This is a genomic window from Hyphobacterium sp. CCMP332, assembly GCF_014323565.1.
GTDB lineage: Bacteria > Pseudomonadota > Alphaproteobacteria > Caulobacterales > Maricaulaceae > Hyphobacterium.
Map to the genome: position 1 here is coordinate 2406284 of NZ_CP058669.1, position 21885 is coordinate 2428168.

The following is a 21885-nucleotide window of genomic DNA, read 5'->3' on the forward strand; positions in this document are numbered from 1 at the left end:
GCGCGACAAGGGAAATCGCTGTCAATTGGCACAAGTCTGGCATTAGCATTTTGTTAATGAACAAGATGCTCGCCACTCTCCTTGTCTTCTCGGCTGCCAGTCCGGCGGTCGCCCAGGACTATAACCGCCTGCTCGGGGGCCAGAACGTCCCGTCAGGTGCCCAGATTCGTTTTGCTGAATGTCCTGCTGGGACACGACAGGAATACCCCGAGGGCCAGTCCGAGCCGATCTGTGTGGTGGATCGTTCCGGGATATATTCCGGAGGCGGCCATGAAACCCGGCAGACATCTGGCGGATATACGTCGAACAGCCATGAAGGCTCGGCGCTTTCGCGGCAGCCAACCTCCGGCCGCTCCCGGTATGCCTATATCGAGGACGGCGATTACAGTCCCAACGAGGCCGGGCATCGATATATTTCGGGAGGCCACGGATCGGATCGATATGTGGATCACCGGGGAGGATCGCAGGGCGGACGCCGCATGCCGGGCCATCCCTGTGTGATTCTCGACCCGGTTCCGACCGAAGCCGAGTGGAACGCGTCGGGCGGGCCTTGCCGCCTCGTCGATACGCCTCAGCGTCCACCACATTATGAGCCCCCTCGCTACGAGCCTCCGCGCTATGTCGTGAGAGAAGACAGCTATTATCGCCGTGAGACTGAACATACCCGTTCCCGTTATGCGCGGGAATGGCACGGTCAGGATGGCCGTTACTGGCAAGAGACCGGCGGCTATTCCTCGGGCGGACACCATTCTTCTTGCGGCTGTACGGATCACCATCAGCATCACAGTGGCTGCGGACACCAGAGCGAATATGCAAGCTGGTCCGGCCCGATTTTTCCGGGCGTCGGCGGCCGGTCACCGGTCTATTATGGCGGCGGCGGGGGCGGCACAATCATTATCAATAATAGCGGCGGACGCTCCCGCGCCTTTGCCGGCAGCGGCGCCGGATCCAATTCGAACGCCAATGCCAGCGCCTCGGCCAATGTCAATGTCAACACCAATGTCCGCGTCAATACCGGCGTCCGCATTACCGGCGGCGGAGGTGGCGGCGGTCACGGCGGAGGCGGCTATGGCGGCGGCGGTTATGGTGGTCACGGTGGCGGCGGTTACGGTGGCGGCGGCTACTCCGGTGGTGGTTATGGCGGTGGCGGTTATTCCGGCGGCGGTCATGGCGGTGGTGGCTATGGCGGTGGTGGCTATGGCGGCGGTGGCGGCAGCTATTAGGCGGCTTCCATCTCCTCGAGGATTTTCCGCGCGGCCTCGGCCGGATCAGCAGCGGCATTGACCGGCCGCCCGACGACCAGATGCGTGGCCCCGTTGCGCAGGGCATCCGCGGGCACGGCGGCGCGGGCCTGATCGTCCTGACTGGACCATGAGGGCCGGATACCCGGCGTCACGATCAGCAATTTCTCCCCGAATTTCTTCCGGATTTCAGCGGCTTCCAGCGGGCTGGCGACAACGCCATCCATGCCCGCTTCCAGCGCCTGCTCGACGCGCCGCATCACCAGATCGTGCGCGCCCATCGCATAACCCATCTCGGTCAGCATCGCATCATCATAGGAGGTCAGCACGGTCACGCCAAGCAATTTCAGATCCGGATCATCGCCGCGCCCGGCCACGGCGGCGCGCATCACGGGCGGTTCGGCATGGACAGTCAGCAAATCCCCGCCGCGCGAGGCAATGGACCGTGTGGCTTTTTCCACTGTCGTCGGGATGTCGTGCAGCTTGAAATCCAGAAACACCTTTTTCCCGGCGGCACGGAGCTTTTCGCAAAAATCCATCCCGCCCACGGGCAGGAGTTGCAGGCCGATCTTGTAGAAGGAAACGGCCTCTCCGCATTGCGCGGTCATGGCCTCTGCTTCGGCGGTGGAGGGCAGGTCGAGGGCGACAATCAGGCGGTTTCTCATGGCGCCTTACTCCGCGGCTTGTGAGGTCTGGGCGCGCTTCATGGCGCGTCTGGCCTGCTGCGCGATCAGCCATTCGCCGATCGGGTCGGGCAGAACCCGCATCGTGGCGACCATGAATTTATACCAGGCCCCCGGCACGCTGACGGCCTTGTTGCGTTCGACCGCATCATAGGCAGTGGCGGCGACGTCCTCGGCTTTCAGCATCCAGTAGGACGGCAGTTGCGAAACCGACTGGCGCGCCCCGTTCACATCGTGAAATTCCGACCAAGTATAGCCCGGACAAACTGCGGTGGCGTGAACATTCTTGCCCGTCATTTCCGCCTTCAGGGATTGCGACACCTTGATGAGGAGCCCCTTCGCGCCGGGATAGATCGTGCCGGAATAGCGCGTATGGCCAGGCGAGACCGGCAACAGGGCGGAAACCGACGACACATTGAGGATCCGCCCGAATTTGCGTTCCTCCATGCCCGGCAGGATCAGGTGGATGAGCTTGAGATAGCTGGTCACCATCAGTTCGAGGAAGCGCGCCTGATCAGCCCAGTCCGTTTCTGTGAAATATCCCGGTTGTCCGGCGCCGGCATTATTGACCAGACCGTCGATTTGCCGTCCGGCCTTTTCGATTTCGCCGACAATGCGCTCCGGTTCACCGGGTTTGGACAGGTCGGCGGGAATCACGAGGCTGTCGACGCCATTCTTGGCCTTCATTTCCGCGGCAAGATCGCGCAAGCGGTCTTCGCGGCGGGCGACCAGGGCCAGATCCCAGCCTCTGGAAGCGAATTGCCGGGCCATGGCATCGCCGATGCCGGAGGATGCGCCGGTGATGAGAACGAGTTTGCGGGCCATTTTTCAGTCCTTTGACGGCGGAAAGCGTGGATAAATCCGGAATCGGCGGATTTCGACTCCTACTACTACAACTCCTACAGTTTTATCCACGCCGGAGGCAATCATTGCCGCCGGTACCGGCACGATAACCCGGACCGGAAGGCCGTGGAGACGCACTGCGTCATTGCGCATCTGGCGGCCCGCCTCAGCTTGCGGCAGGATGGCGCAAAACGGAGAGGCGCATGACCGTCATAGAGCATCTGGGACGCCTTTTCGTCCGGCGATTTCTGTTTCCCGCCATCGCCTTTCTTGGTGCCAGCATGGTGGCCAGCTTGCTGGTCTCCATCGTCTTTTTCGCCATCGCGCTCCGGGGCGAACCGGATCAGACGTTCAGCCCCTTTGGCCTGTTCGGCATGCTGATCGTGGCGATCACGCTCGGGTTTTACACGGCCGCCCTAGCCGGTGTGCCGGCTTGCCTTCTGATCTGGGGCATAAGATTGACCGGCCTTCGCCGGGGCTGGGCGGATGCCATCGCCGGCGGATTGCTCGGCGCGGTGATGATGCATGTCGTGCTGCATGGCGTATCCGCAATCACCGAAACCCCGTCACTGATGGTCGGCGTGTTTGGCCTGGCCGGACTGATCGGCGGCGCGGCCTACTGGAATTTCACCGGACGGCCGAGGGTGCCATATATAGCAAAGCAAAATTGAGTGATCGTCGCGCGATGTTGAAAGAGTCAGAAACGGCATACGAACAACAGCTACGGCGGCGTGTAGTGAGGCCAATCGTGGCCTTTCTATCAGCCAGTTTTGTAGCCGGTCTTGTTGGGTCGTTGTCCGCCATATTTTTGGCAATAGGGGAAGACGCTCCTGGATGGCTGGCGATTCCGTCAATTCTGTTTGTGGCGCGTTTAATTGGATTCAACATTGTCCTCGTCGCGTTTTTCCCAACCATTTTGCTCGTCTTTCTGATGCGTTGGACGCATGTGCCGCGAGGCTGGGGGGACACAATCATCAGCGCGGGCCTTGGCGCTGGCATGATGACAGCCCTGGGCGGCGGGCCAGATATGGTCAGCCGAATTCAAGTGTCGTTGGTCACGGTTTTCGCCGCGGCAGGCCTCATTGCAGGCCTTACATACTGGTTGGCCGCCGGACGACCAAAGCCGCCCTATTCCGCAAATAAAGCCTGAACTTTTCCCGTCTTGCTCCGCACCTCTGTCCGGGCCAATGTTCGACCCATCAGGGGGAGATCGAACATGCGCACGTTTTTCAAATGGCTCGGAATGGCGATATTGGTGACGGCTTTGACCGGGGCCGGGTTTTTCTTTTTCATCTTGCCGCCGCGCGTCGATCATGCGCTGAACGCGGTTACTCCGCATGAGCCCTATGTCATATCGGCGGAAGCGCAGGCCCTGCATGAAACCTTGCGCGTCGCGGACCTGCATTCCGATCTGCTTCTGTGGTCGCGCGACCCGGTGCGCCGTTATGGCCGGGGTCATACCGACCTGCCGCGCCTGCGCGAGGGCGGCGTGGTGTTACAGGTTTTCACCTCGGTCACCAAGACGCCGTCCAACATGAATTACGAGACCAATGATGCGACCAGTGATGACATCACCCTGCTGGCGATTGCCCAGCGCTGGCCGGTGGACACCTGGGGCTCGCTCTATAATCGCGCCCGCTTCCATGCCCGCCGCCTGCACCGCGCCGCCGAACTATCAGACGGCGAATTCGTCGTGGTGGAGAGCCGTGCCGATCTGAGCGCGGCGCTGGCCGCCCATGCTGAAAATCCGGACATGGTCGCCGGTATTCTCGGCACGGAAGGCGCGCATCCGCTGGAAGGCGATCTGGCGAATATTCCGCGCCTCTATGCTGAAGGCTATCGCGTTGTCGGCCTGCAGCACTTTTTCGACAATGAGCTGGGTGGCTCGCTGCATGGCCTCTCGAATGCCGGCCTGACCGATTTTGGTCGTGCAGCCGTACGCGATCTTCTGGATCAGGGCTTTATCCTCGATCTCGCTCATTCCTCGCAGGCCGTAGTCCGCGAAGTGCTGGACATGACAGACGCCCCGCTGATTGTCTCCCATACCGGCGTGCGCTCCCTGTGCGAAACGCCGCGCAATATCGACGATGCGTTGTTTGCGGAGATTGCCGCCCGCGGCGGTTTGATCGGCATCGGTTTCTGGGCGGACGTGACCTGCGATGACAGCCCGGCCGGCGTTGCGCGCGTCATCGCCTATGCCGCAGAGCAATTCGGCGTGGAGGCCATCGCGCTGGGATCAGACTATGACGGCTCCATCACTGCCACATTCGATGCCTCGGAACTGGCCGCGCTCACCGATGCGCTGCTGGCGGGCGGGATGAGCGAAGCCGACATTCGCGCCGTGATGGGCGAAAACCAGATACGATTTTTTCTCGAGAATCTGCCGGCGGAATAGCGCTTACTCGCACGCCTGGGGGGAACGCGCCGGGCGGTGTGTATTTATCTTTCGCTTTTTCAATAATTAGTCTTGACGCTAAATAAAGTGCATGTCAATCATCGGCCATGAGTGATGTTTTCAAGGCGCTGGCCCATCCGGTGCGGCGTCAGGTGCTGACAAAATTGCGCGACGGGCCGATGTCGGCGGGCGATCTGGCCGCGGCCTTTCCCGTATCCAAGCCGACCATGTCGGGCCATTTCACCGCGCTCAGGGAGGCCGGGCTGATCCTCGCCGAACGTCATGGCACGACGATCCGCTACCGGCTCAATGCCGGCGCTGCCGAAGAAGCCATCGCCCTGCTCATGGGCCTGATGGGTCGTAAGGAGACTGACACATGATCCGCCTGGGTTTGATCATTTCCGCCTTTGCCTTTGTCCTCGCCGTCATCTTTTCCGCCTATGGCTGGATCAACACCGAACCGGGCGCGCAAGTGCCCGTCCACTTCAACCTGTCGGGCGAAGCCGATAGCTACGGCTCGAAAACCGAAGCCTTCCTCTTCCTGCCGGCTATTCTTCTCGGCATCACCTTCCTGCTCGCCATTGCCCCGAATATCGACCCGCGCGGCAAGAATCTGCGCCGCTCCCGGCCGGTCTATATTGTCGGCTGGATCATCGGCGTTGTGGCGCTGGCGGGCGGGCAGGGCCTGATCACCTGGACGGCTGTCGGCGGCGGTGTCGAGGGCGAGGTCATGGCCCGCGGCGTCGGCATCTTTATCGCGGCCATCATGCTCCTCCTGGGCCTCGTCATTGCCAAGGCGCGGCCGAATTTCTTCGCCGGCATCCGCACGCCCTGGACGTTGTCTTCGGACCTCTCCTGGGACAAGACCCACCGCTGGGCCAGCCGCGTCTTTCTGGGGCTCGGCGTGGCAGGTCTGGCGGCGGCCCTGCTTCTGCCGCCGGAACCGGTGACCATCGGCCTGATGGCGGCGCTTCTGGTATCGACGCTGGGCCTCGTCATCTATTCCTTTCTGGTGTGGCAGGCTGACCCGGCGCGCGAAACCCTCAATCCGGACGATGCCGATGAGGATGCCGGGGTCTGATTGATCGCTTGCGCGGGCCTGTGCTTGCGATAGTTTCCGCCCGAAATCGATTTTCGGGAGATGCGGCATGGCGCGCAAGGATATCAAGCGGATTGTACTGGCCTATTCCGGCGGGCTGGATACCTCCATCGCGGTCAAATGGCTGCAGGAAGCCTATGACGCGGAAGTCGTCACATTTACCGCCGATCTGGGGCAGGGCGAGGAGATCGAACCCGCGCGCGAAAAGGCACTCGCCGCCGGGGTCAAACCCGAACATATCTTCATCGAGGATGTGCGCGAGGAATTTGCCCGCGACTACATCTATCCCATGGTGCGCGCCAATGCCGTCTATGAAGGCCTCTACCTGCTCGGCACCTCCATTGCCCGCCCGCTGATCGCCAAGCGCCTTGTCGAGATCGCGCACGAGACCGGCGCTGATGCTGTTGCCCATGGCGCGACCGGCAAGGGTAATGATCAGGTCCGTTTCGAGCTGGGCTTTGCCGCGCTGGATCCGTCTTTGCATGTCATCGCACCCTGGCGGGAATGGGATCTAACCTCGCGCACCAAGCTGATCGCCTATGCCGAAAGCCGGGGGCTTCAAATCCCCAAGGACAAGCGCGGCGAGGCACCGTTTTCCGTCGATGCCAATCTCTGGCACACCTCCTCGGAAGGCAAGAATCTGGAAGATCCGTCAGCGCAGGCCTTTGAGGAAACCTTCCAGCGCACGCTGGCGCCCGAGGATGCGCCCAATGAGGCCGAATACATCGTCATTTCCTTTGAAAAGGGCGATGCCGTGGCGCTGAATGGCGAGAAACTCTCTCCGGCGACGCTGATCGAGCGCCTCAATGATCTGGGCCGCGCCCACGGCATTGGCCGTCTTGATCTCGTCGAGAACCGCTTTGTCGGCATGAAATCGCGCGGCATTTATGAAACGCCCGGCGGCTCCATCCTGATGGCGGCGCATCGCGGCATCGAGCAGATCACGCTCGATCGTGGTGCCATGCACCTCAAGGACGAGCTGATGCCGAAATACGCCAAAATTCTCTATGAGGGTTTCTGGTTCTCGCCCGAGCGCGAAATGCTGCAGGCCGCCATCGACCACTCGCAGAAATATGTCTCCGGAGATGTCCGCCTGCGCCTCTTCAAGGGCTCGGTGAATGTGGTGGGCCGCCACTCGCCGATGTCACTTTACAGCCTGGAACACGTCACCTTTGAAGACGATGATGTCTATGATCAGAAGGACGCACAGGGCTTTATCCGGCTGAATGCCCTGCGCCTTCAGCTTCTGGCCGCCCGCAAGAAACGTCTGGGGGAGAATGACTGACCTGTCAGTCAGGCAATCTTTCTCGCGAAATTGTCAGGTGCATTGCCGGCACAGATATCTTCCAATGCCCTCAAATCAGCTGTGAGACGCCCCATGATCCGTTCCCTTGCCGCCGCCGCTCTACTGGCGGCCAGCCCGATCACCGCCTTCGCACAGGATGAGGCACCCGCGCCGCTGGCGCCATTCGAGACCTCGCGGGCTTTGCGCGCCGAAGCCGCGCGGGCGGCAGAGGCCGGTGATTACGAAGCCGCCCGCCGGGCGCTTCAGGCGGCCAGCGCCTTGCAACCCGGTCATCCCGGCATTCTGCTGGGTCTGGCCCAGACCGGCATGGCCAGCGGCGATGACGAATTGCTGCTGGGAGCGCTCGAAGCCGTGGCCGAGGCCGGGATTTCCTTTGACCTTTCCCGTCTGGGCGAGAGTGATGCCCGCCTGCGCGAGACCTATACGGACCGCTATGCGGCGCTCGATGGCCTGCTGGCACGCCATTCCGGCATGGGCGGCGAGGCGGAACGCGCCGCCGAAGTCAGCGTCGCCGGCAGCCTGATCGAAGGTGTCGCCGTCGAGATCGAGACCGACCGGATTTTCCTGTCTGATGTCACCGGGCGTCAGGTGCTGGTGGTCGAGCCCTTTGATCGCTCTTCCGCTGCGGTCTTCGCCGATGCCGAAGACGGTCTGCAATCGGTTTTCGGCATTGCGTCCGATGATGTAAATCGCGTCATCTGGGCGGCGACCGGCACCTTGCCGCAAACCCCGCTCGCCGAGGGCGAAGCAGCTACGACCGCCCTCGTCGCGCTGGATATGATCACCGGCGATGTCTACCGCCGCTATGAAATCGACGGCGCCGACCGCATCGCCGACATCGTCACGCGCGATGGCATTGTCTATGCAATCGATAGCGGCGCGAACCGCATCTACCAGCTGACCTCGCTCACCGGCCGCCTGCAGCTCTTATCGGACGATGCCCGCTTTGCAGGATTACAGGGCGCGGCGCTGGCCGATGGCGCGCTCTATGTGGCGGATTATGCGCTGGGCCTGTGGCGGGTGGACCTCGCCGACGGCACGGCGCAGCAGGTCCGTCCGGGATCAGAAAGCCTGGTCGGGATTGATGGCCTTGCCGCCACCCGCGAGGGTCGGCTCATCGCCGTGCGCAATGGCGTCGCACCCCATGCCGTGATCGCGATCGATTTGTCCGCGGACGGGCTCGGCGTGGCGAACACGGAGATTCTCCTCCGCAATCACCCCGATTTCGGCGAGCCGACTCTGGTGGATGTGCAGGATGACCGGATTTTCGTGGTTGCCAATGCGCCCTGGGCGCTGTGGCCGGAAGATGGCAGCGGCCCGTCCGAAGCCGTGCCGCCCACCATCATTCTGGAATATGATCTCGACTAATCAGTTGAATTCATCAATGCCGCAAGCTTCGCGCATGACGGGTTCGGCCACCTGCATTTTCTGACCCATCACCATGATGTCGGCGACTTCCATGCCTTGCTCGGCGGCAATGCTCATGACTTCCGTGGGCTCATTCGTGTCGGCTTCCATCACGGCGAGCATGAAGGCCAGCTCGGTTTCGTCGAGCGTTTCGACAATGTGATCCGCAGCGCAGGCGCAATCCGCGGCGTCATTGCCGGATTCCGTGCAGGCGGCGGTCAGTTCCTCCTGCGGCGTCAGCGCAAAGGCTGCGGTGCTCAGGGCGAAGACAGCGGCGCTGCCGGCGAGAATACGGAACATGCGAACTCCTTATCGGTTTCCTTTGACGGGAGAGCCTGACACGAATTCGATGAACCCGGAATGACACCACTGGAAAAACCCGCGCAACAGGCTCATACTCGTTCGCGCGAGGACATAGAAATGGAGAGATTGCCATGCGAATTACCGCAACGCTTATACTCGCCGGAGTCCTTCTGGCAGCCTGCGCCACCCCGACCCCCTATCAACAGGCCGGTCAGGCCGGCGGCAGCGTCTACGGCTATAGCGAGCAGGCCATCGAGCGCGATCGCTATCGCATCACCTTCTCGGGCAATTCCATCACCGACCGCGAAACCGTGGAGACCTATCTGCTCTATCGCGCGGCCGAGCTGACGCGCGAACGCGGCTATGAGCATTTCACCGTCGTCCGGCGCGCCACCGATGAAGAGACCCGGCGTTACGATACCGACCCCTTCTATTCGCGCTTCTATGTCGATTACCGCTATTTCCACCCGCGTCATGGCTGGTATGGCTGGCACGACCCGTTCTGGAATGACCGTCACTATCGCGAGAGCACGCGCTATGAAGCCGTGGCCGAAATCGTCATGGGCCGCAGCCCGTCCGGCAATGAAGCCAATGACTTCAACGCTTCCGAAGTGCTGCGCAATCTGGGTCCGAATATCGTCCGGCCGGAGATGGGTTAAACCGCCATCCCGCACATCGCGGCGATCACCTCCGGCGGGATGAGCAGCATCAGCCCGCCCAGCGCCGCGATGGCAAGGCCCGCCCCGAGCCGCAGGCCGGGCTTGCGGCCCATATGCTCCAGCGCGCCAATACCCAGCGCCGTGCCGGTGACAGACGGCAAGGTGCCAAGGCCAAAGCCCAGCATCACCCATGCGCCCTGTAACGCGCTGCCCGCCAGCATGGCATAGAGCAGGGCGGCATAGACCATGGCGCAGGGCAGAGCCCCCCAGGCCAGCCCGGCCAGCCAGGGCGAGACCGGCCCGGCGGCCATGACCGGCTTCATTACAAAACGGGTGACCGGGGCCAGCACACGGTCGAGCACGACCGGCGCGGGCAGATAGCCGGTCAGCGACAGGCCGATCCAGACCAGCATCATCGCCGCGCCCCAGCGAAAGACGGCCTGAGCAGCCGAAAAGTCCATCACCGAATAGAGCCCGGTGCCAGCCGCCCCCACCGCGGCCCCGGCCAGAACATAGCCCAGCATCCGCCCGGTCTGCGCCGTCATCAGCACGCCCAGCCGCGTCGCCGGGCTCTGGTCCGGCGACAGGGAAAACATCAGGCCCGAGGCAATGCCGCCGCACATGCCGGCGCAATGCAGGCTACTCGCCAGCCCGGCGATCAGACCGCCGAGAAAACTGATTTGCGCCAAGGCTTCCATGGCGGGCACATTGCCTCCGGAATCGGCTTGTGGAAAGTATGGCATGCGCGGCACTACGCCGCTGGGCAAGTCCGGTGCTTTGGCCTTATGATGATTGTGGACTTATCCGGGGAGGGACAAGATGGCAGCTATTGAATTGAATGCGGTCCGGCCGGGCGCGCCCATGCGCTGGCTGAAGGCCGGGGCGAATGATCTCAAACGCGCGCCGGTGGTTTCCATTGGCTACGGGCTGATTTTCGTGGCGCTAGGGGCGCTTTTATCCGGGGGGCTCTGGTGGATCGGGGCCGCGGCCTGGGTCCCTGTTGCCCTCTCCAGTTTTGCGCTCATTGCGCCGCTCTTTGCCGTCGGCTTCTATCAGATTTCAAAGCATCTCGATGAGGGCAAGGCGGTCAGCTTCAGCGATATCTGGCTGGTCTCTGGCGAGAAAATATCCCAGGTCGCCTTTCTGGGCCTGCTGCTCATCATTCTTCTGCTCGGCTGGGCGCGGATTGCGCAATTCCTCTACGCCTATTTTGCATCGCAGGACTATACGACGCTGGCGGAATTCTCCTCATGGGTGCTGACCCATCCGGCGGGCCTGCTCATGGCGGTTGTGGGCACGATCATCGGGGCCGGGCTGGCGCTGGCCGCCTTTGCCATTTCCGCCATTTCCTTTCCCATGCTGATTGACCGCGAAGTCGATGCTGCCACGGCGCTCATCGCGTCAGTGACGGCTGTGCGCCGTTATCCGCTGGCCATGCTGACATGGGCGTGGCTGATCGCCTTCTGGACGATTATCGGCACGGCCTTCTTTCTGGTCGGGCTGGCGGTGGTCTTTCCCTGGCTGGGCCATGCCAGCTGGCGCGCCTATCAGGACTTCTGCACGTCGTCCGGTCCGTCGGCTTCCGCCTGACCGGCCTTGTCATCAGGCAGCGGCCTGTCATCATCGTTAATGAGAATGCGATGCGCCGCGCCATCGAGGTCCTCATACTGGCCGGCCTTCATCGTCCACAGGAAGGCGGTGAGACCGACCACCCCCAGGCCCAATGCAATAGGGACAAGATAGATCAGCACCTCCATCAGCGCGCCAGTCGCAGCGCGTTGAGCGTGACCAGCAGCGAGGAGGCCGACATGGCAATGGCAGCCACCAGTGGTGTCACGAAACCGAATGTGGCGAGTGGCACGGCGATCATGTTGTAAGCGACCGAAAGACCGAAATTCTCCAGCACCCGGCGTTTCGCCTTGCGGGCAATGATGATGGTTTCGGGAATGGCAGACAGCCGGTCCCGCTGGATCACGAAATCGGCCGCTGCCTTGGAGATGTCGGCGGCACTGGCGAGCGACATGGAAACATGCGCCGATGCCAGGGCCGGAGCATCATTCAACCCGTCACCGATCATCAGAACGTGCCGGTGCTCGCCGCGAGCGGTCTCCAGGGCGGCAATCTTCTCGGCCGGTTTCAGCCCGGCCTGCCAGTTATCCATGCCCAGCGTCTGCGCCATTCCCGCGACGGCCTCGGCATGGTCGCCGGACAGGATACGGGCCGGCAGGCCCAGCTTTTCGACCGCCCGTACGGCCTCGGCTGCGTCATTGCGCAATTGGTCGGCAAAGGCAAAACGCACGGGTGCCCGGTCTCCGGATTGCAGCCAGACTTCCGAGACCGCTTCGCCCGTCGCTTCAATCCCCATCCAGCTGGCCGAGCCCAGCCGCACGCGCTGGCCGTCAATCACCGCTTCCAGACCGCCGCCGGGGGTTTCGGTCACGCCGTCCGCCACTGCGCCCATCCCGGCGAGATCCGCAATCGCCCGCGACAGGGGATGACGGCTGGTCCGGGCGAGCAGCGCAGCGCGCTCGAAATCGGCATCGGTTATGGTGTCGCGATTGACCAGTTGCGGCTTGCCGATGGTCAGCGTCCCGGTCTTGTCGAACGCGGCCAGATCGGCCTCGGCCAGCCTTTCCAGCGCATCGCCGGACTTGACCAGCACGCCCGACCTGTAAAGCCGCCCGCAGGCCACCACCTGCACCGCCGGAACGGCCAGGGCCAGTGCGCAGGGGCAGGTAATGATCAACAGGGCAATCGCATTGAGAATGGCGGTCCGGGGCTCAGCCCCCACGACGATCCAGCCGACCAGCGTCAGCGCCGCCAGCGTGTGCACGATGGGCACGTAAAGCCGCGCCGCGTGATCGGCGAGCTTTACATAGCGCGAGCGGTTCTGTTCGCCGGCCTCGACCAGCCGGGTAATCTCTGCCAACAGCGAATCATCGCGCCGGGCTGTCGCGCGGACTTTCAATGCCGCGCCCAGATTGACCATACCGGAGAATATCTCTGCGCCCGGCGCAGCATCAACCGGTCTTGTTTCCCCCGTCACCAGCGCCGCATCAAGATGGCTGGTCCCCTCGATCACCTCTGCATCGACGGGAACCTTCTCACCCGCCGCGATCAGCAAAACATCTCCGGGCCGGACATCGCGGGCGGGAACGGCTTTCAGCTGGCCATCCACGCCGATGCGGCTGGCAGTCGCCGCCTGCATTGCCGCCAGTTGCCGTGCTGCTGCTCCCGCCTTGGCCCGCAGCCGGCTGTTCAGCCAGCGTCCGATCAGAAGGAAGAAGAGCAGCATCACGGCAGCATCGAAATAGGCTTCCTCGCCGCCCTGTATGGTTTCGTAGAGGGAGAGGCCGCAGGCCAGCGTCACCGCCAGCGAGATCGGCACATCCATATTGACCTGCCGGTTCCTCAGCGCCGCCAATGCCGATGAAAAGAAGGGCCGTCCGGAAAAGGCGACGGCCGGCAGGGCGATCAGGGCGGATATCCAGTGAAACAGGTCGCGCGTCTGTGCGCTCATATCCGTTCCGGCCCAGACAGAGACCGAAAACAGCATGACATTTGCGGTCGCAAAGGCCGCCACTGCCATGGCGATCAACAGGCGCCGCTCTTCCTGAGTGGTGGCATCGGCACCGGTTTCCGGCTCGAACGGCGTCGCCGGATAGCCGATCTCGCCCAGCTTTCTCACCATATCGCGGGCGCGGGCCGCCGGGCCGCTCCAGACCAGCGACAGGCGTCCGGTCGACAGATTCAGCCGCGCATGGGAGACGCCGTCAAAGTCGCGCATGGCGGTTTCCACACGCGAAATGCAGCCCGCGCAATGCACGCCGGAGACAAGCAGATCCATTTCCTGATGGCCGTCGCGCGCCCGCACGAAGGCTTCAGGATCAATCCCGCTGGCATCTATTGCAGCCATATCTCCTGTTCCATCTCAAACGGCGGACCCTCCGGGGTTGACACCACCAGCGTCCAGCGGCCGTCCGGAATATCGGCCTGTGTGGCATAGACGCCGGGCCCGTCACCGCGCAAGTCCAGCACGATATCCAGATTGGAATCCGCCGGATGGCGCAGCCGCGCATCCAGCATCAGACCGGTCACACCCTGCCCGTCCGCATCGGAAATCTCGATCCGGACGCCGGTCTCGCTGACCGTGCTGATGGCGGTCCAGCCCAGCTCTGCCTGCGCCTCGCGGCGCGCCAGCGTGTCATTGTAATTGATGCCCTGGATATAGGAGCGCGGCTCATCCTCCCCCCGGAAGGTGCGGAAGGCCTGCGTCAGGAAAACCGCATTGACGGCAATGATGACCCCGAAAAAGATCAGCAGGCCGATGAGGACGTGATAGCCCTTGATTTCACGGATCATCGTGGACCTCCCGACAGGAAGACGGTTTCGGCTGTGCGCGTTTCGTCCGAGCCTTGCGGCGAGACAGTGAAGACCACGCTTTCATTGCTGGTCGTGATGGTGTCGCGCGGGACGGTCAGGAAGAGGCGGAAATCCTGCGTCCGCTCGGCGGGCACATCCACGGTGAGGCCGCGCGTGGCCTCCTGCCCCAGAATCCGCCACTCCAGCCCGTCCGGCCCGTCAATCTCCACCGTGTATTCCAAGTCATCATGGGTGCGGTTGATGATTTTCAGCGTATAGCCATTGCGCACTGACCCGTCCGACAGGGTGACGAAATTCGGATTGCGATCGCGCGTGACATTGACGTCCAGGCTGGCGCGCGTCGTGAGGCCGAACAGCATGATGGAACCGGCAATCGCCAGCGAGACCGCATAGACCAGCACACGCGGGCGCAGGAATTTGTAGACCGGAGCCAGCCCGGCCTGGCGGCGGTCGATATTGATATCGGTGTCATAGGAGATGAGGCCGGTCGGGCGATCGACCTTCTTCATGATGTCGTCGCAGGCATCAATGCACAGCGCACACTGGATGCATTCCAGCTGCGAGCCATTGCGGATATCAATCCCCATAGGGCAGGCCACGACGCAGGCCTTGCAATCAATGCAATCACCGCGCCCGTCCCAGCTCTCGCCCTTCTTGTGGGGCCCGCGCGGTTCGCCGCGATCCACCCGGTAGGCGACATTCAGCGCATCCCGGTCCGTCATCGCCGCCTGTATCCGCGGCCACGGGCACATATAGGTGCAAACCTGCTCGCGCATCGTCCCGGCGAGCGTGTAGGTGGTGAAGGTCAGAACCCCGAAAAACAGATAGGCCGACATCGGCGATCCGCCGGTGAAGAAGTGTGACAGCGTGTCATAGGCGTCGTGGAAATAGAGGATCCACGCCCCGCCTGTCGCCCCGGCAATCAGCAGCCAGACGGCGTGTTTGCCGGTTTTACGCCACGCCTTGTTGAACGACCATTTGGCACGGTCCAGCTTGATCCGCTTGTTGCGGTCGCCCTCGAATATCCGCTCGACGGCGATGAACAGGTCGGTCCAGACCGTCTGCGGACAGGCATAGCCACACCAGACCCGGCCAAACAGGGCAGACACCAGAAACAGCGCCAGCGCTGCAATGATCAGAAGCCCGGAGACATAATAGATCTCCTGCGGCCAGATCTCGATGAAGAAGAAATAGAAGCGCCGGCCCTCGAAATCGATCAGCACGGCCTGGTCCGGTGCCGAGGCCCCGCGGTCCCAGCGCAGGAAGGGGATGAAGTAATACGCCCCCAGCGCCAGCAGCATGAACACCCATTTGGCGAAACGGAATTTTCCGTGCACCAGCTTGGGATAGATCTGCTCGCGCTTTTTATACAGCTTGCGCTGGGTGGCGTCATTCACCGCCTCGACCTGGTGGGTTTCGACACCGGGGGCGGAAATCAGATTATGTCTGGCCGTGCTCATTTTTGCACTATGCCTTTATTCGGGGAGGAAAGGGATGCGGCTTATTCGCCTGCTGCCCCCTCGGCTTCGGCTGCCGCTTCACCGCCGCCGAGTGAGTAGACATAGGTGGCGAGAGCCGTGATCGTCGGATCGTTGAGGCGGCCTTCCCAGGCGGGCATCACACCATAGGGTCCGCGCCAGATCGTATTCTCGATCTCTTCCGGGCTACTGCCATAAAGCCAGACCGCATCGGTCAGATTGGGCGCGCCCTGGGACTGGTCGCCCATGCCATTATCTCCATGACAGGTGGCACACTGGTTGGCGAAGACGGCTCCGCCCGCATCCAGCGCGGCCGCGTCAAAGCCGGTTTCGCCCGACAGGCTCAGGACATAATCGCGAACGTGACGGATTTCCTCGCGCGACAGCAGGCCGTCAGCCCCATAGGCCGGCATTTGCGAGAAGCGCGTTTCGGGATGGTCCGAGCGGATGCCGACCACCAGCGTATGGCGGATATCTTCAAAGGAGCCGCCCCACAGCCAGACATCGTCATTGAGGTTGGGATAGCCGACAAAACCCTGCGCGCCGGCACCGTGGCAGGTCGAGCAGAAGTTTCCGAAGGTGGATTCGCCCGCCGCCAGCGCAAAGCGGAAAAGCGCCGGATCAGATTCGATGGCGCCATAACCGTCGGCCGCTTCCAGTCGCGTAAAGAAGTCCGCGCGCGAGGCCTGCAAGGCGTTCAGGTCATTGGCCACATTGACGCGTTCGGAATTGCCGACGACGCCGGTTGTGTGGCCCTGCATGCCCGGCGGTGCGGGCCAGGCCGGCATCAGCACCCAGTAGACAACGGACCAGGCAATCGAGGCGTAGAAAATCCACAGCCACCAGCGCGGCAGGGGATTGTCCAGCTCGCGGATACCGTCCCACTCATGACCGGTCGTTTCCGTGCCGGTTTCCTCGTCGATATGTTTCTCAGACATGGGTTTCGTCCTTTTTCCCGTCCTCGGAAGGCGGGGCATCATCATTCAGCGGCATGCGGGCAGCGGCATCGAATTTATCGCGGTTCTTCGGCCACAGGGCGTAGACCAGTACGCCGATAAAGACGGTGAAGAAGAACAACAGACCCCAAGTCTGCGCGAAACTGGCCAGTGCCTCATACATCATTGCCGCTCCTAGCGCTGGTTCTCGTCGGCTTCGGGCTCATAGGTGGAGAAATCCACCATCGTGCCCAGCACCTGCAGATAGGCGATCAATGCGTCCATCTCGGTGATGACATCGCTATTGCCGTCGAAATTGCGGATCTGCGCACCCGGATAACGGGCCAGCAAGTCGTCATAGCCGGAGGAAAACTCGTCGACCTGGGCTTCCAGATCGGCAGCGGCATTTTCAATCGCCTCGTCCGAATAGGGGACGCCGAGAAACTGATTGACCCGGAGGTGGGCAGAGATGGTGGAATAATCAAGCGCCGCATCCTGGAGGAAGGCATAGGGCGGCATGATCGATTCCGGCACCACCGATTGCGGGTGGATCAGATGGTCGCGATGCCATTCATCCGAATAGCGGCCGCCGACCCGCGCCAGATCCGGCCCGGTGCGTTTCGACCCCCACTGGAAGGGGCGGTCATACATGCTTTCCGCCGCCAGCGAGTAATGGCCATAGCGCTCCACTTCGTCGCGCAGGGGACGGATCATCTGCGAGTGACAGTTATAACAGCCCTCGCGCAGATAGATTTGCCGGCCCATCAGCTCCAGCGGAGAATAGGGACGCACGCCTTCGACCTCTTCAATCGTCGAATCGAGATAGAAGAGCGGGGCGATCTCGATAATGCCGCCGATGGAGATGGTCACGACCACGCCCAGCGTCAGGATCAGCGAGTTCTTCTCGAAGAACTTCTGGTGGAAGCTCGGTTTTTGCGGTGTATCAGCCATGAACCTGCTCCTATTCCGCCGGGATCGCACGCGGTTGCGGCGTGACCACGTCTTCGGTCTTGCTCACATCGCCTGTGATCGTCTTGTACATGTTGAACGCCATCAGGATGGCTCCGGCGAGGAAGAGCAGTCCGCCCGCCGCCCGGATGATGTAATAGGGATGCATGGCCTCGACCGTCTCGACGAAGGAATATTCCAGGAAGCCGAGATCATTGTAGGCGCGCCACATCAGACCCTGCGTAATGCCTGATGGCCACATCGCCGCGATGTAGAGCAGGATGCCCAGTGTCGCGAGCCAGAAATGCCATTCAATGAGGGCGCGGCTCCACATGCCCTTTTTCTTCCATAGCCAGGGCACCATGCAATAGATCGCCCCGAAGGAGATCATGCCGACCCAGCCAAGGGCACCGGAATGCACGTGGCCAATGGTCCAGTCGGTATAGTGCGAGAGCGCATTGACCGCGCGGATACTCATCAGCGGGCCCTCAAAGGTCGACATGCCGTAGAAAGCGACCGAGACCACCATCATCCGCACCACCGGATCGGTCCGCAGCTTGTCCCAGGCACCCGACAGCGTCATCAGGCCATTGATCATACCGCCCCAGGACGGCATCCACAGCATGATCGAGAAGGTCATGCCCAGCGTCTGCGCCCATTCCGGCAGCGCCGTATAGTGCAGATGGTGCGGCCCGGCCCAGATATAGATGAAGATCAGCGTCCAGAAGTGAACGATGGAAAGGCGGTAGGAATAGACCGGCCGGTCCACACGTTTCGGGATGAAATAATACATGATGCCGAGGAAGCCGGCCGTCAGGAAGAAGCCCACCGCATTGTGGCCATACCACCACTGCGTCAGCGCATTCTGCACCCCGGAAAACACCGAATAGCTGAACGAGCCGAACGGATCGACGGGGATCGACAGATTATTGACCAGGTGCAGGACGGCAATCGTCACGATGAAGGCCAGATAGAACCAGTTCGCCACATAGATATGCGGCTCCTTGCGCTTCCACAGCGTGCCGAGGAAGACCATCAGATAGGCGACCCAGACAATCGTTAGCCAGATATCCGCATACCATTCCGGCTCGGCATATTCCTGACCTTGTGTGACGCCCATCAGATAGCCGGTGGCGGCAATGACGATGAAGAACTGATAGCCCCAGAACACAAACCACGGCCACAAACCGCCTGCGAGGCGTGCGCGGCTGGTGCGCTGAACGACATAGAAGGAAGTGGCGATCAGGGCATTCCCGCCAAAGGCGAAAATGACCGCAGATGTGTGAAGGGGACGCAGGCGCCCGAAATTCAGAAAACCGAATTGCTCGAAGTAGAAGATACCGGGCCATGCCAGTTGCAACGCCAGGATCAGCCCGACCAGAAGACCAGCAATAGCCCAGAACATGGTCGCGATCGCGCCCGCCTTGATGACGTTGTCATGGTAAAGGCCCTTTTCCTCCACCCGGCCATTGGCCGAATAGGCATTCACCACAAGGATGAGGCCGACAATGAACCCGCCCAGCATCAGCCAGCCATGCGCCACCATTTGCGGATCAACACCGCGGGCAGCTGCCATGAGGCTCCAGAAGGCACCGAGAATACAGATCAGTCCGATCAGCATCCCGTCGAGGCCGGATGATTTTACCGGCATCGCTGTGGCTTGCGACATGGATAGTCCCCCAAATCAAACTTTGCTCTGCGGGATAATTCCACAGACCGGTTAACGGTAAAAGGGGAATGTCCCCAAAAAGAATGTGGCATGCTGACACATGGCAGGGAGTCGCAGGCTCGGCCGCGTTGAACATTAACCTTCCGCAATGCGACGCAGTGGGGCATTTGCGATTCGCCCTTGTGACGCTAGGTTCCACGCCAGCCATTCACCTTTCCCGGAGAAAGACACATGAAACGCATTCTGATTACCACCACCAGCCTCGCTGCACTGGCGCTGGCCGCCTGCTCGCAAGAAGGCACAAACGGCACTGACGCGGAAGGCGCCAATATGGACAATACCGCCACCGAAACCGCCATGAATGCCGACACCACATCAGATGACACCATGTCTGACGAAAGTGCGGACGCCATGGATTGGCAGGCCGAGCTGGAAACAAATCCGCTTCTGGCCGATCTGTCCGGCCCTTATGGCGGCGTGCCGCAATTTGGCGCCGCCAGCCTTGATCAGCTGGAATCTGCGGTCGAGGCCGGCATCGCCGCGCACCTCGCCGAGATCGATGCCATCGCCAACAACGCGGAACCCCCGACGTTTGAAAACACCATCGTTGCCATGGAGCGGGCCGGCGCACCGCTGGGCCGGGTCTTCAATTTCTGGGGCATCTGGTCGTCCAACATGTCATCGCCGGAATTCCGTGGCTTGCAGCGCGAACTTGCGCCGCGCCTGTCCGCCTACAATTCGCAGATCACGCAGAACCGGGCATTGTTCGACCGGATTCGCGCGGTTTATGAAGGCGATGAATTTGACAGCCTGCGTCCGGATCAGCAGCGCCTTGTCCAGCTCACCTATGACGGCTTTGCCCGCAATGGCGCGACGCTGGAAGGCGAAGCCGCCGAGCGCTATGCTGCCATCAATCTGCGCCTATCGGAATTGCACACGCAATTTGCCAACAATGTGCTGAACGATGAAGAAGCCTATGTCACCTACATCACCGCAGACCAGCTGAGCGGTCTCTCCGACTCGGTCATTTCGGCCTATGCCGCCGCCGCGGCCGAGCGCGGACGCGAGGGCGAATATGCCATCACCAATACCCGCTCCTCGATGGACCCTTTCCTGACCTTCTCTGACGAGCGCGATCTGCGCGAGACGGTCTGGCGCACCTATTACAATCGCGGCGATAATGGCGATGAGTTCGACAATAACGCCGTGATCGCCGAAATCCTGCAGCTCCGCCACGAGCGCGTCGGCCTGCTCGGTTATGACAATTACGCCCAGTGGCGTCTGGCCGACCGCATGGCCGGCACGCCCGAGCGGGCCATGGAGCTGATGGAAGCTGTCTGGCCGGCCGCCGTCGCCCGCGTCGAGGAAGAAGTCGCCGACATGCAGGCTCTGGCCGATGCGCGCGGGGACGACATCACCATCGAGCCCTGGGATTATCGCTATTACATGGAAAAGATCCGGCAGGATCGCTATGAGCTCGATTCCAACGAGGTGCGCCAGTACCTGCAGCTCGACAATCTCCTGCAGGCCATGTTCTTCGTCTCCGGCGAGCTCTTCAATTTCGAGTTCACGCAGATCACCGATGGCTCGGTACCGGTCTGGCATGAAGACGTCACCGTCTATGAAGTGACCGACCGGGACAGCGGCGAACATGTCGGCGTCTGGTATCTCGATCCCTTCGCCCGCACCGGCAAGCGCTCGGGCGCCTGGGCGTCCTCCTTCCGGGGCCACACCACTTATGACGGTCAGGAAACCCCGCTCTCGACGAATAATTCCAACTTCGTCGAACCGGCACCGGGCCAGCCTGTCCTGATTTCCTGGGACGATGCCAACACCTTCTTCCATGAATTCGGCCATGCCCTGCACACTCTGTCGTCCAACGTCGCCTATCCGACGCTGAATGGCGGCGTCCGCGACTACACCGAATTCCAGTCGCAATTGCTCGAGCGCTGGCTCTCGACCGACGAGGTCATCGACAACTACTTCGTCCATGTCGAAACCGGCGAACCGATGCCGGACGAGCTGGTGGCCCGTATCGAGGCGGCCTCGACCTTCAATCAGGGTTTTGCCACCACCGAATATCTCGCTTCGGCCCTGGTCGACATGTACTACCACACGACCGACCCGGCCGGCATTGATCCGGACGCGTTCGAGCGCGAGACCATGGAGCGCCTCGGTGCCCCGTCCGAACTGGTCATGCGTCACCGCAGCCCGCATTTCGGACACATCTTCTCGGGTGAAGGATATTCCGCCGGCTATTACGGCTATATGTGGGCCGACGTCCTGACCTCGGATGCCGCAGAGGCCTTTGCCGAAGCGCCGGGCGGTTTCTATGACGAGACCGTCGCGGCCGCGCTGGTCGAGCATCTTTTCGCCCCGCGCAATTCGGTCGATCCGGCCGAGGCCTATCGCGCCTTCCGCGGACGTGATGCCGACATCGCGCCTTTGATGCGCGATCGCGGCTTCCCGGTTCCCGGTGAAGACGAGAGTGATAGCGGCGAGGAATAATCTCGCCATTTCAACCGGCCCGGAGCAT

Annotated in this window: 23 protein-coding genes; 11 read left to right on the plus strand and 12 right to left on the minus strand. The window is 61.8% G+C overall.

All coding sequences use genetic code 11. From position 1 onward, the window contains the following. The first annotated feature begins 56 nt into the window (after positions 1-56). Positions 57-1223 (plus strand): hypothetical protein, encoded by a 1167-nt coding sequence (locus HXX25_RS13905; RefSeq protein ID WP_233347012.1) that lies wholly within the window; start codon positions 57-59, stop codon positions 1221-1223. Here HXX25_RS13905 and pyrF read toward each other — a convergent pair. Then, positions 1220-1906 carry an orotidine-5'-phosphate decarboxylase gene (gene pyrF / locus HXX25_RS12055; protein WP_187166148.1) on the minus strand — a complete coding sequence of 229 codons (687 nt, stop codon included), beginning with the start codon at positions 1904-1906 and terminating at the stop codon, positions 1220-1222. The two genes, HXX25_RS13905 and pyrF, sit on opposite strands and share 4 nt — an antisense overlap. Before the next feature lie 6 nt (positions 1907-1912). After that, positions 1913-2749, minus strand: a complete 837-nt coding sequence (locus HXX25_RS12060) for an SDR family oxidoreductase (RefSeq protein WP_187166149.1) — start codon at positions 2747-2749, stop codon at positions 1913-1915. 221 nt (positions 2750-2970) lie between these two features. Between HXX25_RS12060 and HXX25_RS12065 the strand changes: the two genes are divergently transcribed. The 7 genes from HXX25_RS12065 (at position 2971) to HXX25_RS12095 (ending at position 8935) form a co-directional block, all read left to right on the plus strand. Further along, positions 2971-3438: a hypothetical protein gene (locus HXX25_RS12065; RefSeq protein WP_187166150.1), complete on the plus strand. Its 468-nt coding sequence runs from the start codon at positions 2971-2973 to the stop codon at positions 3436-3438. Further along, positions 3435-3917: a hypothetical protein gene (locus HXX25_RS12070; protein ID WP_187166151.1), complete on the plus strand. Its 483-nt coding sequence runs from the start codon at positions 3435-3437 to the stop codon at positions 3915-3917. The genes HXX25_RS12065 and HXX25_RS12070 overlap by 4 nt, the downstream gene beginning before the upstream one ends. A gap of 66 nt (positions 3918-3983) precedes the next feature. Further along, complete coding sequence (locus tag HXX25_RS12075) at positions 3984-5162, plus strand: dipeptidase (protein ID WP_187166152.1); 1179 nt, start codon at positions 3984-3986, stop codon at positions 5160-5162. A gap of 107 nt (positions 5163-5269) precedes the next feature. Beyond that, positions 5270-5542: a metalloregulator ArsR/SmtB family transcription factor gene (locus HXX25_RS12080; protein ID WP_187166153.1), complete on the plus strand. Its 273-nt coding sequence runs from the start codon at positions 5270-5272 to the stop codon at positions 5540-5542. Further along, positions 5539-6243 carry an SdpI family protein gene (locus tag HXX25_RS12085; protein ID WP_187166154.1) on the plus strand — a complete coding sequence of 235 codons (705 nt, stop codon included), beginning with the start codon at positions 5539-5541 and terminating at the stop codon, positions 6241-6243. Before HXX25_RS12080 ends, HXX25_RS12085 begins: the two co-directional genes overlap by 4 nt. Before the next feature lie 67 nt (positions 6244-6310). After that, positions 6311-7546 carry an argininosuccinate synthase gene (locus tag HXX25_RS12090; RefSeq protein WP_187166155.1) on the plus strand — a complete coding sequence of 412 codons (1236 nt, stop codon included), beginning with the start codon at positions 6311-6313 and terminating at the stop codon, positions 7544-7546. Between the two features lie 93 nt (positions 7547-7639). Next, positions 7640-8935, plus strand: a complete 1296-nt coding sequence (locus HXX25_RS12095) for a tetratricopeptide repeat protein (RefSeq protein ID WP_187166156.1) — start codon at positions 7640-7642, stop codon at positions 8933-8935. Here HXX25_RS12095 and HXX25_RS12100 read toward each other — a convergent pair whose 3' ends face one another. Further along, positions 8936-9274 carry a hypothetical protein gene (locus tag HXX25_RS12100; protein WP_187166157.1) on the minus strand — a complete coding sequence of 113 codons (339 nt, stop codon included), beginning with the start codon at positions 9272-9274 and terminating at the stop codon, positions 8936-8938. Positions 9275-9408: 134 nt separating this feature from the next. On the opposite strand from HXX25_RS12100, the gene HXX25_RS12105 reads away from it, so the two are divergent. Next, complete coding sequence (locus tag HXX25_RS12105) at positions 9409-9936, plus strand: hypothetical protein (RefSeq protein WP_187166158.1); 528 nt, start codon at positions 9409-9411, stop codon at positions 9934-9936. Here HXX25_RS12105 and HXX25_RS12110 read toward each other — a convergent pair. Next, positions 9933-10679, minus strand: coding sequence for a sulfite exporter TauE/SafE family protein (locus tag HXX25_RS12110; protein ID WP_187166159.1), 747 nt, complete (start codon positions 10677-10679; stop codon positions 9933-9935). The two genes, HXX25_RS12105 and HXX25_RS12110, sit on opposite strands and share 4 nt — an antisense overlap. 76 nt (positions 10680-10755) lie before the next feature. On the opposite strand from HXX25_RS12110, the gene HXX25_RS12115 reads away from it, so the two are divergent. Then, entirely contained in the window at positions 10756-11526 is a 771-nt protein-coding gene (locus HXX25_RS12115; protein ID WP_187166160.1) for a DUF2189 domain-containing protein, read from the plus strand. On the opposite strand, the gene ccoS is transcribed toward HXX25_RS12115, so the two are convergent. The 8 genes from ccoS to ccoN are packed head-to-tail and all read right to left on the minus strand — an operon-like array spanning position 11484 to position 19349. After that, positions 11484-11693, minus strand: a complete 210-nt coding sequence (gene ccoS / locus HXX25_RS12120) for a cbb3-type cytochrome oxidase assembly protein CcoS (RefSeq protein WP_187166161.1) — start codon at positions 11691-11693, stop codon at positions 11484-11486. The genes HXX25_RS12115 and ccoS overlap by 43 nt on opposite strands. Then, on the minus strand, positions 11693-13852 hold the full coding sequence (locus HXX25_RS12125) for a heavy metal translocating P-type ATPase (RefSeq protein ID WP_187166162.1): 2160 nt from the start codon (positions 13850-13852) through the stop codon (positions 11693-11695). The genes ccoS and HXX25_RS12125 overlap by 1 nt, the downstream gene beginning before the upstream one ends. Then, positions 13840-14298 carry a FixH family protein gene (locus tag HXX25_RS12130; RefSeq protein ID WP_187166163.1) on the minus strand — a complete coding sequence of 153 codons (459 nt, stop codon included), beginning with the start codon at positions 14296-14298 and terminating at the stop codon, positions 13840-13842. Before HXX25_RS12130 ends, HXX25_RS12125 begins: the two co-directional genes overlap by 13 nt. Next, positions 14295-15779, minus strand: a complete 1485-nt coding sequence (gene ccoG, locus HXX25_RS12135) for a cytochrome c oxidase accessory protein CcoG (RefSeq protein WP_187166164.1) — start codon at positions 15777-15779, stop codon at positions 14295-14297. The genes HXX25_RS12130 and ccoG overlap by 4 nt, the downstream gene beginning before the upstream one ends. Positions 15780-15820: 41 nt before the next feature. Beyond that, a complete protein-coding gene (gene ccoP, locus HXX25_RS12140; protein ID WP_187166165.1) occupies positions 15821-16735 on the minus strand; it encodes a cytochrome-c oxidase, cbb3-type subunit III in 915 nt (304 codons plus the stop codon). After that, positions 16728-16919 (minus strand): cbb3-type cytochrome c oxidase subunit 3, encoded by a 192-nt coding sequence (locus HXX25_RS12145; RefSeq protein WP_233346702.1) that lies wholly within the window; start codon positions 16917-16919, stop codon positions 16728-16730. The genes ccoP and HXX25_RS12145 overlap by 8 nt, the downstream gene beginning before the upstream one ends. Before the next feature lie 8 nt (positions 16920-16927). Further along, a complete protein-coding gene (gene ccoO / locus HXX25_RS12150; RefSeq protein ID WP_187166166.1) occupies positions 16928-17683 on the minus strand; it encodes a cytochrome-c oxidase, cbb3-type subunit II in 756 nt (251 codons plus the stop codon). A 10-nt stretch (positions 17684-17693) separates the two neighbouring features. Continuing rightward, positions 17694-19349, minus strand: a complete 1656-nt coding sequence (gene ccoN / locus HXX25_RS12155; protein ID WP_233346703.1) for a cytochrome-c oxidase, cbb3-type subunit I — start codon at positions 19347-19349, stop codon at positions 17694-17696. 231 nt (positions 19350-19580) lie between these two features. Between ccoN and HXX25_RS12160 the strand changes: the two genes are divergently transcribed. Further along, complete coding sequence (locus HXX25_RS12160; protein ID WP_187166167.1) at positions 19581-21857, plus strand: M3 family metallopeptidase; 2277 nt, start codon at positions 19581-19583, stop codon at positions 21855-21857. The last annotated feature ends 28 nt before the right edge of the window (positions 21858-21885 follow it).

Bases quoted from the DNA above. Each gene is read 5' to 3' on its own strand.
- HXX25_RS12115 (WP_187166160.1), top strand. From the start codon at position 10,756: ATGGCAGCTATTGAATTGAATGCGGTCCGGCCGGGCGCGCCCATGCGC.
- HXX25_RS12130 (WP_187166163.1), bottom strand. From the start codon at position 14,298: ATGATCCGTGAAATCAAGGGCTATCACGTCCTCATCGGCCTGCTGATC.
- HXX25_RS12090 (WP_187166155.1), top strand. From the start codon at position 6,311: ATGGCGCGCAAGGATATCAAGCGGATTGTACTGGCCTATTCCGGCGGG.
- ccoS (WP_187166161.1), bottom strand. From the start codon at position 11,693: ATGGAGGTGCTGATCTATCTTGTCCCTATTGCATTGGGCCTGGGGGTG.
- HXX25_RS12075 (WP_187166152.1), top strand. From the start codon at position 3,984: ATGCGCACGTTTTTCAAATGGCTCGGAATGGCGATATTGGTGACGGCT.
- HXX25_RS12080 (WP_187166153.1), top strand. From the start codon at position 5,270: ATGAGTGATGTTTTCAAGGCGCTGGCCCATCCGGTGCGGCGTCAGGTG.
- HXX25_RS12145 (WP_233346702.1), bottom strand. From the start codon at position 16,919: ATGATGTATGAGGCACTGGCCAGTTTCGCGCAGACTTGGGGTCTGTTG.
- ccoN (WP_233346703.1), bottom strand. From the start codon at position 19,349: ATGTCGCAAGCCACAGCGATGCCGGTAAAATCATCCGGCCTCGACGGG.
- HXX25_RS12105 (WP_187166158.1), top strand. From the start codon at position 9,409: ATGCGAATTACCGCAACGCTTATACTCGCCGGAGTCCTTCTGGCAGCC.
- HXX25_RS12100 (WP_187166157.1), bottom strand. From the start codon at position 9,274: ATGTTCCGTATTCTCGCCGGCAGCGCCGCTGTCTTCGCCCTGAGCACC.
- ccoG (WP_187166164.1), bottom strand. From the start codon at position 15,779: ATGAGCACGGCCAGACATAATCTGATTTCCGCCCCCGGTGTCGAAACC.
- HXX25_RS12110 (WP_187166159.1), bottom strand. From the start codon at position 10,679: ATGCCATACTTTCCACAAGCCGATTCCGGAGGCAATGTGCCCGCCATG.
- ccoO (WP_187166166.1), bottom strand. From the start codon at position 17,683: ATGGCTGATACACCGCAAAAACCGAGCTTCCACCAGAAGTTCTTCGAG.
- HXX25_RS13905 (WP_233347012.1), top strand. From the start codon at position 57: ATGAACAAGATGCTCGCCACTCTCCTTGTCTTCTCGGCTGCCAGTCCG.
- HXX25_RS12095 (WP_187166156.1), top strand. From the start codon at position 7,640: ATGATCCGTTCCCTTGCCGCCGCCGCTCTACTGGCGGCCAGCCCGATC.
- HXX25_RS12085 (WP_187166154.1), top strand. From the start codon at position 5,539: ATGATCCGCCTGGGTTTGATCATTTCCGCCTTTGCCTTTGTCCTCGCC.
- pyrF (WP_187166148.1), bottom strand. From the start codon at position 1,906: ATGAGAAACCGCCTGATTGTCGCCCTCGACCTGCCCTCCACCGCCGAA.
- HXX25_RS12125 (WP_187166162.1), bottom strand. From the start codon at position 13,852: ATGGCTGCAATAGATGCCAGCGGGATTGATCCTGAAGCCTTCGTGCGG.
- ccoP (WP_187166165.1), bottom strand. From the start codon at position 16,735: ATGTCTGAGAAACATATCGACGAGGAAACCGGCACGGAAACGACCGGT.
- HXX25_RS12060 (WP_187166149.1), bottom strand. From the start codon at position 2,749: ATGGCCCGCAAACTCGTTCTCATCACCGGCGCATCCTCCGGCATCGGC.
- HXX25_RS12160 (WP_187166167.1), top strand. From the start codon at position 19,581: ATGAAACGCATTCTGATTACCACCACCAGCCTCGCTGCACTGGCGCTG.
- HXX25_RS12065 (WP_187166150.1), top strand. From the start codon at position 2,971: ATGACCGTCATAGAGCATCTGGGACGCCTTTTCGTCCGGCGATTTCTG.